A 13120-nucleotide genomic window follows, 5' to 3' on the forward strand; every position below is an offset into this window, starting at 1 on the left:
TTAATTGAAAAGTTTGAAAAATAATAGAGAGACAGGTCTATCACGATGAAGGATGACCTGTTTCCAAGATTTTTTATTTGTTAAGAAATAGAATATAGCGGAGGGTGATGATTGATGCAGAGGCATTTTTCGATTAATTTTATAAGTTTTCCCTTTTACTTAAGTCAAGCAAGGTTTCAAGAACTTGTTGGCGAGATGCTCCTTCTACTGGGGAAAACCCAAGCATATCGGTAAACCACAGTCCTTCACAAGCTAAGCGCACTATGGTTGCGATGATTAAATTGTCACTCTCTTTTTCGATGTTTTCAGTCCAACCATCATAGGTATTACGCCAGGTCTCGATTAACTCAGGATTAGCAAGCAATATAGACAATAAACCAGGACTGATTAAATCTTTTCGCCCGAATTCATCAAAGGTTGTATGTATGAACGCTTGAAACCATTGACTAGAATCAGCCGTGTCATCACTCAGCAGCTTTTCTTCGATTTCTTGATTCGATCTCTTCAACATGTCGTCGATCATTGCCTGTATTAAAGCTTCTTTTGATGAAAAGTGATATAGTAATCCGCCTTTGCTGATCTCGGCTTCTTTCGCTACCTTTTCAATCGTGAGATGTGTAACGCCTTCTCGTGCTACAAGCTCACGAGCTTTTATTAATATTTTTTCACGAGTTAATAATGCTCTACGGTTATTCATTCGTGTCCTCCATAACAATTGCCTATTTATTCGACTGTATTCTACATTATTTTACAAAAAAAGTCAAATGGTATGTTATTTTCTTTAAAGATTCCATAAAATTTGTTCTGAATATAAACCGATGAAATAAATAAAAATATTATTTTAATCCATTTTTATAAAATTATGTATTTTTTTATTGACAACTAAACAGTCTGGACGGTATAGTTTAATAGAAAATAATGAAATTTCAGATAATTTTAGTTAACTTGAAAGTAAACTACTAATTATTTAAAAGGAAGTGGTAAAGAAACAATAATGAGGTAATGAAAATTTAAATCGGATGATTAAAACAACAAAAAATCAATGAGGTGAATTTATGGAAAAGCAAAGAATTATGCCTAAAGAGCATTGGAATTGGAGTATGCCTGTTCCTTTCTCGCAAGGATGGAAAGCAGGAAATATGATTTTTGTAGGTGGACAAATTTCCACTGATGAAAATGGTAAAACAATCGGAGTTGGAGATATTGAAACTCAAACACGAAATTGTTTTGAAAATATACGTAAAGTATTAAACGAAGCAGGAGCCGATTTGAAAGATATCGTGAAACTCAATACTTATTATGTTTTTGATGGGGATGAGAAAGAAGCGACAGAGTTTTGGGAAAAGATGACCAAAGTGCGAATGGAATACTTATCGGATCCTGGTCCAGCCGGGACTGGAATTCGCATCTCGGGTTTTGCTTTCGAAGACCTATTAATAGAAATAGAAGCGATTGCTGTTATGCCAGATGAAAAATAATAAAGGAGGAAAAATAAATGATTAAAAATCCGATCTCTTGGCCAAATGGCGCAAAATGTGCTGTAGCGATCACCTTTGATATGGATACTGACAGCATCCTTCATCTGGATCATCCGGATACAGCCGATACAAAAGTATCAACAGCATCCTGGTTAAAGTATGATGAAGTGGCTATTCCTCGTATTCTGGATATGTACAAAAAACATGACATACAACAAACATTTTTTGTACCGGCCTGGTGCATTGAACGGTATCCGAAAACGGTGGAACTTATTCTTAAGGATGGGCATGAACTAGCCCACCATGGATATTTACATGAACACCCGAATGAATTATCTGCGGAAGAAGAGTTATATTGGCTTCGCCGAGGAATAGACGTCATTGAAAAATTTTCAGGGAAACGGCCAACTGGATGGAGAGCTCCTATGTATAATTTTTCTAAGCATTCCGTTGATTTGTTGGCGCAGGAAGGATTTTTATATGACTCGTCATTGATGGCCGATGATATTCCGTATCTTTTAAAAGGCAAGTCGTCGAACGAAATCATTGAATTGCCCACTCATTGGGGAATGGATGATTGGCCTCAATACACACACAATCCGGATTTTGGCTACTCCATGCCGATAGCCTCGCCGGACCGCGCGATGGAAGGATGGATCGCTGAATTTGAGGCAGCGTGGGAGTATGGCGGCATGTGGGTTTCTGTATGGCATCCTTTTACCTCAGGACGCTTAGCCAGGTGTTCTAGAATCGACAAGATGATTCAATATATGCAGGAAAAAGGCGGCGTCTGGTTTGCGACGATGGAGGAAATTGCTCTTCATGTGAAAAAGTGTGTGGATGACGGAACATACAATCCGCGTACGGTTCACCTTCCTTATTACGATGGACGCATTCCTGAATTACAATCAAATTTAGTAGAGGGGATAAAAAAATGAGTGTAATTGCGACGAAAAGTAAACTTATAGACGTATTGAGTAAGGGATCAGAGCCACATTTAATGACCGGAGAGCAATACAAAGAAAGCTTACGGGACGGCCGCCGGGTCATTGATGCTCAGGGAAATAAAATTGCAGATGTAACCACGCATCCCGCATTAAAGCGCGGAATTGACAATTTAGCGAAAATTTATGATTCACAATTTGACCCTGAAACGAGAGATATTACAACTTTTGTCAGTCCAGAGGATGGGAAACGATACAGCACGGGCTGGCTGGTTCCGAAAACGAAAGAGGATTTAAAACGTCGACGTGAAATGCTGCGTTTAAGTACGTATCATACTTTTGGTGTTTTTGGCCGCCCGAATGATTATGGTTCAATGATGGCAATGGGATTCCTTTCGATTATTGATAAAATCGAAAAAGAAAACGCAGAATATGCAGAAAATGTTCGCAGGTTCGTTGAATTCAGTCAAAAACACAACGTGATAAGTGCTGACTTGATTCCGGATGTACAAACCGATAAAAATTTACCGCCTGCGCAAAAAAAGGGCACATTAAGAGTAGTGGAAGAACGACCGGACGGGATTGTATTATCTGGAGCAAAACCGTGTGGATCTGTCGGTGTACAGGGCCACTTTGCGACCGTATCGACCGCTACTTCTGCTAATCTGGATCCTGATGCGGCACTCTGGTGTGCAGTCCCGATTAATTCACCGGGCCTGACTTTAGTGCTGCGGGAGCCCGTTACTTCTCCGGACTCTACATTTGAAGACCATCCTATCGATTCAAATGGCGAAGAATTAGATAATATGATGATCTTTGATCGTGTATTTATCCCGAATGAATATGTATTCAGCCTGAGAAACACGAAATTGTTAGGGTTATACAGAGAATCTTGTGCTCTATGTCATTGGCACATATTAGCCCGGTTGATGTACCGTTCTGAAATTTTTGTAGGGGCCGCGCAAACAATGGTCGACGTTCTAGGCACGGATTCTTTCCAGGGAGTACGGGATGGAGTAGCGGAAGTAATATCCTATTCTGCATCATTGAAAGCCCATATTCTAGCAGCTGAAGAAGAAGCAGAGCTGTGGAATGGGGTGTTGGTGCCATCTACAAAATTCATTACTGCAGGAAGATTACAGTCTATCGTTCATTATCCACGAATCATGCATATTCTCCGCGATTTAAGCGGGCAGGGATTAATCAGCCGCTTTCCAAGCAAGGTTTGGGATCATCCGGAAATTGGGGCTGTATTGGAAGAATATTTACCAGGAGCCGGTGTAAGCGCACGCGAGAAAAATAAATTCTTTAACTTCCTGTGGGATCTTTCATGTGGCGCTCATGCCAATCGTGTAGCTTTATTTGAAAATACAAACTCCACAAATGCACCGGTAGTTCAATCTGAACTTTACAGATCCTATGATCGATCAGAACCTGTTAAATTTATTCGTGAATATCTCGGTCTGCCAGAGGTAAATCGTGAAATCAAAAAGCTATACAAGGTTGATTTAAAATAATAATCCTTGAATGTCGCCACTATGATTTTAGTAAATAGAGGAGTGGAAAATATGCAGCAAGTTTCAGAATTATTTAAGGAAGCAATGGGACGTTTGGCTGCTGGAGTGACTTTGGTTACAACAGAAATAGAAGGACGGCCATGGGGACTGACTGTTAGCGCATGTTGTTCTGTATCGATGGAACCTCCATTGCTATTGGTTAGTTTGCTGACTAAAAATGCAAGTACAGAAGCGATTAAAAAGCAGCGGCGGTTCGGAGTCAGTCTATTAGCCAGTGATCAAACGGCAGCAGCAAAAGCAGGGGCTAAAGCTGGTGCGCCCAAGTTTTTTGAAGAATTTGTTGAATCTGATCCAATTGGAAAAACATATGTCGTCAAAGATGCGCTGGCACATGTTCATTGCCAGGTAGAAAATGTTGTTGAGGCTGGTGATCATACTATTTTTATTGGCCTGGTTGAGCATGTGACTGCAGGAGACTTAAAGCAGCCTTTGTTGTATTTCCACCGTCAATTTGGAAGCTTTACAAATGAGCTAGAGCAAAAAGAAATCGTTGTCTAAAATTATTATTTTTTGATTAAAGGGCAGAAGAAGAGCTTAATTTAAATCTTCTCTTGTCCTTTTCCTTTAAGAAGTTCCAAACGAAATTTAATAGAGATTTAATTCATTTCAAAATATATTGTAAGGGTGTGAGGAAAATGAAAGTACATTATTTGTCTTACCCTTTAGATTTATCAGCTGCTTATATCCCTTCTGCCATTTCCATAGGGTATTTTGATGGTGTTCATCTAGGCCATCAGGAAGTAATACAGACTGGAATTCAAGTTGCAAAAAACAAAAATTTAGCAAGTGCGGTTATGACTTTCCATCCTCATCCAAAAGAAATACTAGGTAAAGGAGATTATTCAAGTTACATAACCCCGTTAGAAGATAAGCTTGAAATCCTCAAAAATATGGATGTAGATATAGCATATATTGTCCAATTTAACCCTGCCCTTTCCAAAGTAAAACCTCATGATTTCATCGAATATTTTCTAGCTCCGTTAAAGATCAAGCACATTGTTGTAGGGTTTGATTACAAGTTTGGATTTAAAGGAACGGGTACTCCTGAATTTCTTAAATTGCAAAGTGAAAAGCGGTATGAAGTAGATGTACTAGAGCCGGTAAAGCGTTATGAATTTAAAGTGGGAAGTACGTTAATCCGTGATTATTTAAAGAAGGGGAAGATATCATTTGTTAATGAATTATTGGGAAGACCTTATTCTTTTAAAGCAGCGATAAAAGAAAATAAAAAGCTTCGTTCAGCTGGTTTGAAAATCAATGCACAAAAATCCTATTTATTGCCTAAAGAGGGGACATTTCAGGTCAATATTTATGCATTAGGAAAATTTTATACTGGATTACTGGTGATCAAGCCGGATGAAAAAGAAAATCTTCTATTGTATCTTGATGATTTTTATCAAATAAATTTAAACGATAGAGACATTAGAGACATTCGTGTTGAAATTCAAGCTTCTGTCAAAGGAGATCAATATCACAATCAGTTGAAAGAGTTGTCTGAATCACCGCTTATCATTTAACTCATATTTATAGACCCTTTGAATTATTAGCAACATATAAATAATTTATGAAAGAAAGGAGCATATTGCTATGAAAATAGAACAGTTATTTAAGAGGCTTGATGAAGTATACCCGGAGTTAGTGGAATTACGAAGAGATCTTCATATGTATCCAGAACTTTCATTTCAAGAAATAAATACTCCCAGAAAGATTGCAGATTATTTGAACGAACTCGGGCTTGAAGTGAAAACGGAAGTTGGAGGCAGAGGGGTTGTGGGGATTTTAACAGGGGGTAAGCCGGGTAAGACAGTGGCATTACGCGCTGATTTTGATGCATTGCCCATTCAAGATGAAAAGAGTGTGGAATACAAATCCCGCGTCCCCGGTGTGATGCATGCCTGTGGTCATGATATTCATACGGCGGCATTGCTTGGAGTAGCAAGAGTACTGAGCGAAGTAAGAGAAATGATTGAAGGAAATATTGTTTTTATTCATCAGTTTGCAGAAGAAAAGGTTCCTGGGGGAGCTAAATTAATGATAGAAGATGGCTGCCTGGAAGGAGTAGATGTTATTTATGGTGCTCATGTTTGGTCAACTGAACCAATTGGTACAGTAGGAATAGGTGAAGGGCCTATGATGGCTGCTTTAGATTCATTTGAAATAGTAGTCAACGGGAAAGGGGGACATGGTGCAACTCCTCATTTAACTGTTGATTCTTTAGTTGTAGGAAGTCAATTAGTTTTAAACCTGCAACAAATTGTCAGTCGCCGTGTAGACCCGCTGAAACCTGCAGTCGTAACGGTAGGCACTTTTACTTCAGGGGAGGCTTTTAACATCATTCCTGATACCGCAAAGATTACGGGAACAGTTCGAAGCTTTGACGAAAGTGTTCGCGCCCTAATTGAGGAATCTATTGAACAGATTGTAGACTCGACTTGTGCTGGAGCCGGTGCCAGCGCTAAATTTAATTACACTAGAGGTTATCCTGCTGTATGTAACAATCCTGAAGAAACAAAAAGGGTGGAAAATGCAGCGGAAAATCTTTTTGGAAAAAACAATGTAAAAGAGCTGGCTCCGATTATGGCGGGGGAAGATTTTTCTTATTATTTACAAAAAATTCCGGGTAATTTCTTCTTTGTGGGTGGGGGAAATCCAGAAATTCAGGCAATCTATCCTCACCACCACCCGAAATTTAATGTGGATGAACGTTCCATATTGCTAATAGGACAATTGTTCATTTCTCTTGTTTGTAATTACCTTTCACAAGAAAAGGCAAAGCCGATTAGAGAAGAAGGGATTTATTTAAACAGTTAAGTATGAAGAAAGTTATACAGATGTTAAGGTGTGCTGCGCAGAAAAAATAAACCTTGCGCAGTACGTCTGATTTCTAAAGTTCAATCGTGAACAGCGCTGCTCCAAGAATAAAAACAATTCCTATTACTTTCCACGCGGTCGCAACATCCCCGAATACAAACACACCGATCAAAATCGCCACAACCGGTTCCATTGTCGAAAGAATCACTGCGCGACCGGATTCAATTTTAGAAAGGCCCGCTGTGTAAAATATATAGGCAAAAATCGTGGAAAAAAGGACAAGTTCGGCTTCGTTTAATAAGACGTCTTATTCAAATGATTTCTCGTTTTTTTGAAACAGGCTGGAAAATGGCATGATGAACAGCGACGCAAACAGCATGGAATATGCTGTAATCGTAAAGGGGGGATAGCGGTTTACGATCCATTTACAGAAAATCGAATACAGCGCATAAAAAAAGCCGGACAAAAGCCCAATTAGCACGGTAATGGCAGATAGTTGAGAATTGCCGGATGGAATGAGCCTGACGGCAAGCGAATTAGACGAGCGCTCGATTACTGTAAAAAAGCATAAATTAAAAAATACGATGCTGACAATGCCTCAACTTGCAAAAAACGGCAGATCCCGCAGCCGGATTTTGAGCAAGTGCCACTTACAAAGTGCTAAAAAAGGAAATAAAACGAGCGCTGAACCCAATACCCGAAGTGCAACGACATCGATTGGTGTAAGTCCTTCTTTATAAAGTCCCTGTACAAATATGCCGATCATGCCCCATAGGGAAGCACCGGCTAAAACAACCGATGGCGCTTTCGCATTTATCTCTCCTGCTTCTCAATCTTATCGAAAAAAGATGCAAAATAACCTGTATTGAGATAAAATGTAAGAAACATGAGAAAAAGAGAAGGCAGGTATAAGCAGATGAAGACGGCCATTTTGACCGACAGCACAGCTTATCTTCCAAAAGCGCTGCGCGATGAACTGAATATTTTTATGATCCCGCTCAGCGTGATTTTTGGCGAGGATGCGTACCGTGAAGAATTTGACATCACGATGAAAGAGTTTTATGGAAAAATCAATGAGGGGGGCAAGCTGCCTACGACGTCCCAGCCGGTCATCGGTCACTTCGTTGACATGTACGAGCAAATTGCCAAGGAATATGATGCAGTGATTGGCATTTATTTATCAAGTGGTATTAGCGGCACGTATCAATCGTCGATGACGGCGGCCGATATGGTTGAGGGACTTGACGTTTATTCATTTGATACGGAACTGAGCTGCACGCCGCAGGCATTTTACGTCCTTCGTGCGGTTGAAATGGTGAAACAGGGCAAAATGCCAAGCGAGATTCTGGCCGAGCTGACAGAAATGAAGAAGTGGACGAAAGCGTATTTTATGGTGGACGATTTAAACCATTTAAAACGAGGCGGCCGGTTAAGCGGGGCACAGGCACTGATTGGCAGCTTGCTGCAGGTAAAACCGATATTGCATTTTGAAGACAAAGTGATTGTGCCGTTTGAAAAAATCCGGACGAGCAAAAAAGCGCTGAAGCGAATCGGCGACTTGTTTGAAGAAGAGTATAACGAAGGGGGCAAGTTTCAGGCTGTCATTATCCACGCCAACCGGGAAGATGGAGCGCGCATGTGGATGACAGAGCTGAAAAAACGGTTCCCGAACGCGGAATTCGGCATCTCAAGCTTCGGTCCGGTCATTGCGACGCATTTAGGTGAAGGCGCCCTTGCGATGGGCTGGACGAAAAAAAGTTCATAGATTTTAAAGTTGGTCACGAAACACGTCAATTGGCCGCGAACAGCGCTGATTGGTCACGAAAAAACAGAGTTGGTCACGAAATCAGCGGCGTCACAATATAAAAAAGCGCTCCGGCTGTTAACCGGAACGCTTTTTTTATTGCGGAACAGAGTTAAGTACGTCTGTAATCATCTGCATTTCTTCTGCATCAATGCGGTCTGTGCTTGCAGCCCTTGTACCGCTGATTAAGTCACCGAAGCCTTGTTCATTCAGCTTTTTAATGACTTCGTTAATGAATGGACGGTTGTTTTGGACGAGATACGTTGTTTTCGTCCGGATCATTTGATCGAAAATCGCACTGCGCTGCATGCCGATCCGCTCAAGTGATTCCTGGTTTAGCAGCAAATCCAACAGCGTCAGAAGCTCATAGTCGCCACCGGCGAATGTTAAGTCCGGATTCACCTGATACCAAAGGTCGCCGTTTGAACGAACCCATTCCGGATACAAGTTTTCAATACCGGCTTTTAGTTCGCGCATCGTTTTCAAATACTTTTCGTCGCCCGTTTGTTCATACGCGACGATCAAGAAGCGCATGCCGCCGAGCACGTGGTTAAGCGAAGAGTGTGTTTTAGCAGAGCTAGACTTATAGTAATCTGAAATCACGTAGCTTGAAGACGTAACCGGAATGGTGTTGCCGAGCGCTTTTTGATTCACAAGGAAGTTGGCATACGATAAGTTGTCATCTTTCAATGACTCAATGCCAAGCGCTTCACCGGTATTTTTCAAAAACATCGCCGCGTTTTCATTTAAACGTGTATCGACATATGGTGCTGTTGTGCCGTATGCGTTTTTCAGCCATGTGCTCGTATATTCTGTATTAAGGAGCGGCTGTGTTCCTTTTGTCACTTCACCGCCGGAAAAGACATCCAGATCCGCAACCGAATTCAATACGATATCGTATAAATACCGGTCGTTATGCTGCTGATACGCGGTTAAATAAATACCGCCCTGCATCCGGTTAATGCTGCGGCCATAACCCATCTTATAGCCCGGCTCAATCGACCACGGCAGTTTTGTATACGCGCCATCCGCCGTCAGCCAGTTATTAATGGAAATGTACTCCGCAATCGTGCGTTTAAACCACTCATTTCGTGTTGACTCGCTTTTAAATAATGACTGGTCCGAAACAAGTGCCCATGAATCGGAAATAGCTTTGCCGCGCACCGTCATGTTCATGCTTGCGGTTACGGTATTGTCTGCTTGGGCAATATCATAGCCTGCATACTCTTTGTCAAGCACATGAAGGCGGGAAACCGTTCCGTTTGAATAGGTTTGCTGCTTTGGAAGTGACACATAGTTTTTACCCATCATGACTTCGTTTGTCACAGTGGAGCCCTTTTTCACAGACAACACGCCAATCGGATGACTTGTTTCATCAATACCAAATACATCGTGATGTTCTTGAACGACTGTCCCTTGATCACTATATTTGGCTAATGAATAGCTATCAGACTGTGAAAATGGCAATGAAACTGTTGCGGAATATGTATTGTCCGCATTGTGAGTGAATTTCGTAAATACGAACGTATCGCCATTTTCAAGCTTGCGAAGCGTGACACGAAGGGAGCCAAGCGGATTCGACGCATAGCCCATATGATAGTAATAGTGATAATCAGTGGACAAAATATGTTTCTCGGTTTCATTGCGGATATAGGAAAGTGGTACACCGCGTGAATTCATTCGGACTTTTACATACTGAGATTCGTTTACCGGAACCATCACTTCTTGATTATCTGCCGGCTTCGGAATCTCAATCGGATCCTTGTCTTCACCAAGTAATCCAAGCTTTGTCATCATCCGGTGAATGAACACCGCAGATTCGCCGCGTGTCGCGACTTTAGACGGCAAAAATGCATTCTCAGCTGTCCCGTAAATTAATCCATAATGCGTCATTCGTTCAACAGCCGCATACGCATATCCGCCAATCTCTTTTGCATCTGTAAATGTAAGAGGTGACCGGTCTGTGTAACCGCCATCGAGACGCATAGCCCGATCAAGCATAACCGCTACATCTGACCGCGTAATCGCTTCATTTGGAAGCGCAAGGCCATCTGTTGTACCTGCAATAATACCTGCTTTTTTCGCTGCGGCAATTTCAGTATACAGCGTGCTGCCCGGGCCAACGTCTTTAAACGCAGTATCGCCGTCAGGCAGCTTAAGAGCCCGGACAAGATACGCCAAAAACTGGCCTCTTGTTACATTCGTATAAGGACGAAATGTTCCATCATCATAACCTGCAATGACACCTTCTGACACGAGTTCGTCAATTTCTGACTTTGCCCAGTGGCTCGATGTATCGCTGAAGCTCTGTGCCGACACGTGAAACACGAATGTGAATACGAGTAAAAATGCCGTCAGGCTTCCTCCAATTTTTCTCATAAAATCCCCTTTCTTTTTAACCACATATTACAAATAAAAGTATACCATATCAAAAAAATGCCCTAATGTTAAATTCCGATGACAATATGACAATGATTGTCATATTTAGATAAGACGCTGTATACTGAAGGCGAAAGGACGTGACCTATGACAAATTTTTCGTTTTTTTCCGGACGTGAATTAACAGATGAAGAAATACCGACAATTTCTGACCTTCATCTTTTTGCGGCCCGCCCCGGTTTATCTGACTTGCCACACTGCCACCGCTGCGGCAATACGTCAACTTTCTCCTCTCATCCATGCGCCCGCTGCGGCAAACGCTGTACATACTGCCGAAACTGTATTGAAATGGGCAAAATTTCATCGTGTACGACTCTTTATCGCTGGACCGGGCCCGAACCGGAGCATCCGGAAAAAGCTGGAACGCTGCATTGGTCCGGTATATTATCAACCGGACAAAAAACCGCTTCTGACAATGTATGGCGCGCTATACAAAACGGGAGCGAGCATACCATCTGGGCAGTCGCCGGTGCCGGTAAAACGGAAGTGCTGTTTGAAGGAATCGCGGCGGCACTGTCTGATGGAAAACGCGTCTGCATTGCCGCCCCGAGAGCAGATGTTGTCCGGGAGCTGGCACCGCGTCTTGAAAAGGTGTTTCCAGACACATCGCCTGCCGCATTGTACGGAGGCAGCCCGGACCGCCACATATACAGCCCGCTTGTCATCTCCACCACTCATCAGCTGTTCCGCTTTTATGAAGCGTTTGACGTCATGATCGTTGATGAAGTCGATGCTTTTCCGTACACGTTTGACCAATCTCTTCAATACGCCGTTCAAAAAGCACGCAAGCCGGATTCGTCGCTCATTTATTTAACCGCCACCCCAGAAACGTCGTGGCAGTCAGAAATCCAATCCGGCAGACGCGATGCGACGCTTATCCCAGCCCGCTATCATCGTAAGCCGCTTCCGGTGCCGAACATGGTCTGGTGCGGAAACTGGAAAAAATCAATCGTTCCGGCATCTGTTTTAAATTGGGTCAAAGAAAAAGAAAAAGAAAAAGCGCTTATCTTTTATCCGCATATCGACACGATGAATAAAGCACTGCCGATTTTTAAAAACATAAACCCGCGCATTGAAAGTGTCCATGCGGCCGATCCGCTCCGAAAAGAAAAAGTCGAAGCGATGCGCCGGGGTGACGTGCCCATTCTGCTCACCACAACGATTTTGGAACGGGGAGTCACGTTTCCGGGTATTGATGTGGCTGTTGTCGGTTCGGAAGACCGGGTGTTTACCGAAAGCGCCCTCGTTCAAATTGCCGGGCGGGCCGGGCGCAGCGCCGATTGTCCGACAGGTAACATTGTATTTTTTCATTACGGAAAAACGGGAGCGATGGTGCGGGCGATCAAGCAAATCAATGAAATGAATACGCTTGGACAAAAAAGGGGGCTTTTGGATCCGTGAGCCAATGTCTGCTATGCGAAAACGACACAGCGGTCCAGTCGTGGCGTGGTTTTTTTGGTGCCAAAGCCCCGGTTCTTTGCAACATCTGCCTCAATCAATTTGAAAAAATAGACGGTCCAACGTGTGAAGTGTGTTCAAGACCTATGGATCAAAAAGGGATATGTCCCGATTGTGCTGCGTGGGAGAAAAATATTTTTATTTCAAATCAATCTTTGTATCATTACAACGAGGCCATGAAAGCACTGATCGCCCGGTTTAAATATCGGGGCGATTATGCATTGGCGGAAATGTTTGCAGAAGATGTCCGAGCGATGGCTAAAAAAGCCGCATGTGACCTTGTTTGTGCAGTGCCGCTCCCGCCGTCACGCCTCGCTGAACGGCGCTTTAACCAGTCGGAAGCGCTTATTGAAATGGCTGGACTTCCCCATACGCCGCTTCTTGCCCGGCATGAATCGGACAAGCAATCCAAAAAATCGCGTGCTGAACGAATAGAGGCGGAGCAGACATTTTATCCGATTGGCAATGCTGCCGGTAAATCTATCCTTGTTATTGACGATATATATACGACAGGCGCGACCATTCGGCTCGTGGCGGAAGCACTTGGACAGGCAGGAGCGGTCTCTGTTAAAAGTATAACCATTGCGCGAAGCGGTTCTTGACATTTTG

12 protein-coding genes and 1 pseudogene are annotated in these 13120 nt (G+C 42.7%); 9 read left to right on the forward strand and 4 right to left on the reverse strand.

What is annotated here, in order from left to right:
* Nucleotides 1–139: 139 nt before the first annotated feature.
* On the reverse strand, nt 140–697 hold the full coding sequence (locus tag VQ00_RS00095; protein WP_046178124.1) for a TetR/AcrR family transcriptional regulator: 558 nt from the start codon (nt 695–697) through the stop codon (nt 140–142).
* A 358-nt stretch (nt 698–1055) separates the two neighbouring features.
* Here VQ00_RS00095 and VQ00_RS00100 point away from each other — a divergent pair, with 358 nt between their 5' ends.
* The 6 genes from VQ00_RS00100 (at nt 1056) to VQ00_RS00125 (ending at nt 6810) form a co-directional block, all read left to right on the forward strand.
* A complete protein-coding gene (locus VQ00_RS00100; protein ID WP_052728219.1) occupies nt 1056–1478 on the forward strand; it encodes a RidA family protein in 423 nt (140 codons plus the stop codon).
* Nucleotides 1479–1495: 17 nt separating this feature from the next.
* Nucleotides 1496–2416, forward strand: coding sequence for a polysaccharide deacetylase family protein (locus tag VQ00_RS00105; protein WP_046178125.1), 921 nt, complete (start codon nt 1496–1498; stop codon nt 2414–2416).
* Entirely contained in the window at nt 2413–3939 is a 1527-nt protein-coding gene (locus VQ00_RS00110; RefSeq protein WP_046178126.1) for a 4-hydroxyphenylacetate 3-hydroxylase N-terminal domain-containing protein, read from the forward strand. Before VQ00_RS00105 ends, VQ00_RS00110 begins: the two co-directional genes overlap by 4 nt.
* 51 nt (nt 3940–3990) lie before the next feature.
* Complete coding sequence (locus VQ00_RS00115; protein WP_046178127.1) at nt 3991–4497, forward strand: flavin reductase family protein; 507 nt, start codon at nt 3991–3993, stop codon at nt 4495–4497.
* A gap of 137 nt (nt 4498–4634) precedes the next feature.
* The gene (locus VQ00_RS00120; protein ID WP_052728225.1) at nt 4635–5516 is read left to right on the forward strand and encodes an FAD synthetase family protein; all 882 of its coding nucleotides are present in this window, start codon (nt 4635–4637) and stop codon (nt 5514–5516) included.
* A 70-nt stretch (nt 5517–5586) separates the two neighbouring features.
* Nucleotides 5587–6810 carry a M20 metallopeptidase family protein gene (locus VQ00_RS00125; protein WP_046178128.1) on the forward strand — a complete coding sequence of 408 codons (1224 nt, stop codon included), beginning with the start codon at nt 5587–5589 and terminating at the stop codon, nt 6808–6810.
* A 73-nt stretch (nt 6811–6883) separates the two neighbouring features.
* Here VQ00_RS00125 and VQ00_RS18985 read toward each other — a convergent pair.
* Both VQ00_RS18985 and VQ00_RS18350 read right to left on the reverse strand, forming a co-directional pair.
* Nucleotides 6884–7291 (reverse strand): annotated as a pseudogene (locus tag VQ00_RS18985) (EamA family transporter).
* A 117-nt stretch (nt 7292–7408) separates the two neighbouring features.
* A complete protein-coding gene (locus VQ00_RS18350) occupies nt 7409–7576 on the reverse strand; it encodes a hypothetical protein (RefSeq protein ID WP_156153930.1) in 168 nt (55 codons plus the stop codon).
* A gap of 150 nt (nt 7577–7726) precedes the next feature.
* On the opposite strand from VQ00_RS18350, the gene VQ00_RS00135 reads away from it, so the two are divergent.
* The gene (locus VQ00_RS00135; protein WP_046178129.1) at nt 7727–8575 is read left to right on the forward strand and encodes a DegV family protein; all 849 of its coding nucleotides are present in this window, start codon (nt 7727–7729) and stop codon (nt 8573–8575) included.
* Between the two features lie 135 nt (nt 8576–8710).
* Here VQ00_RS00135 and VQ00_RS00140 read toward each other — a convergent pair whose 3' ends face one another.
* Entirely contained in the window at nt 8711–10993 is a 2283-nt protein-coding gene (locus VQ00_RS00140; RefSeq protein WP_046178130.1) for an S-layer homology domain-containing protein, read from the reverse strand.
* 147 nt (nt 10994–11140) lie between these two features.
* On the opposite strand from VQ00_RS00140, the gene VQ00_RS00145 reads away from it, so the two are divergent.
* Together VQ00_RS00145 and VQ00_RS00150 are read left to right on the forward strand one after the other, a co-directional pair.
* Nucleotides 11141–12454, forward strand: a complete 1314-nt coding sequence (locus tag VQ00_RS00145; RefSeq protein ID WP_046178131.1) for an ATP-dependent helicase ComFA — start codon at nt 11141–11143, stop codon at nt 12452–12454.
* Nucleotides 12451–13113 carry a ComFC family protein gene (locus VQ00_RS00150; protein ID WP_052728232.1) on the forward strand — a complete coding sequence of 221 codons (663 nt, stop codon included), beginning with the start codon at nt 12451–12453 and terminating at the stop codon, nt 13111–13113. Before VQ00_RS00145 ends, VQ00_RS00150 begins: the two co-directional genes overlap by 4 nt.
* Nucleotides 13114–13120 lie beyond the last annotated feature (7 nt).

It is taken from the genome of Domibacillus tundrae, assembly GCF_000970675.1.
Taxonomy (GTDB): Bacteria; Bacillota; Bacilli; order Bacillales; family Domibacillaceae; genus Domibacillus; species Domibacillus tundrae.

Coding starts and splice junctions, on each gene's coding strand:
- VQ00_RS00095 (WP_046178124.1), bottom strand. CDS start 697: ATGAATAACCGTAGAGCATTATTAACTCGTGAAAAAATATTAATAAAA.
- VQ00_RS00100 (WP_052728219.1), top strand. CDS start 1,056: ATGGAAAAGCAAAGAATTATGCCTAAAGAGCATTGGAATTGGAGTATG.
- VQ00_RS00105 (WP_046178125.1), top strand. CDS start 1,496: ATGATTAAAAATCCGATCTCTTGGCCAAATGGCGCAAAATGTGCTGTA.
- VQ00_RS00110 (WP_046178126.1), top strand. CDS start 2,413: ATGAGTGTAATTGCGACGAAAAGTAAACTTATAGACGTATTGAGTAAG.
- VQ00_RS00115 (WP_046178127.1), top strand. CDS start 3,991: ATGCAGCAAGTTTCAGAATTATTTAAGGAAGCAATGGGACGTTTGGCT.
- VQ00_RS00120 (WP_052728225.1), top strand. CDS start 4,635: ATGAAAGTACATTATTTGTCTTACCCTTTAGATTTATCAGCTGCTTAT.
- VQ00_RS00125 (WP_046178128.1), top strand. CDS start 5,587: ATGAAAATAGAACAGTTATTTAAGAGGCTTGATGAAGTATACCCGGAG.
- VQ00_RS18350 (WP_156153930.1), bottom strand. CDS start 7,576: ATGATCGGCATATTTGTACAGGGACTTTATAAAGAAGGACTTACACCA.
- VQ00_RS00135 (WP_046178129.1), top strand. CDS start 7,727: ATGAAGACGGCCATTTTGACCGACAGCACAGCTTATCTTCCAAAAGCG.
- VQ00_RS00140 (WP_046178130.1), bottom strand. CDS start 10,993: ATGAGAAAAATTGGAGGAAGCCTGACGGCATTTTTACTCGTATTCACA.
- VQ00_RS00145 (WP_046178131.1), top strand. CDS start 11,141: ATGACAAATTTTTCGTTTTTTTCCGGACGTGAATTAACAGATGAAGAA.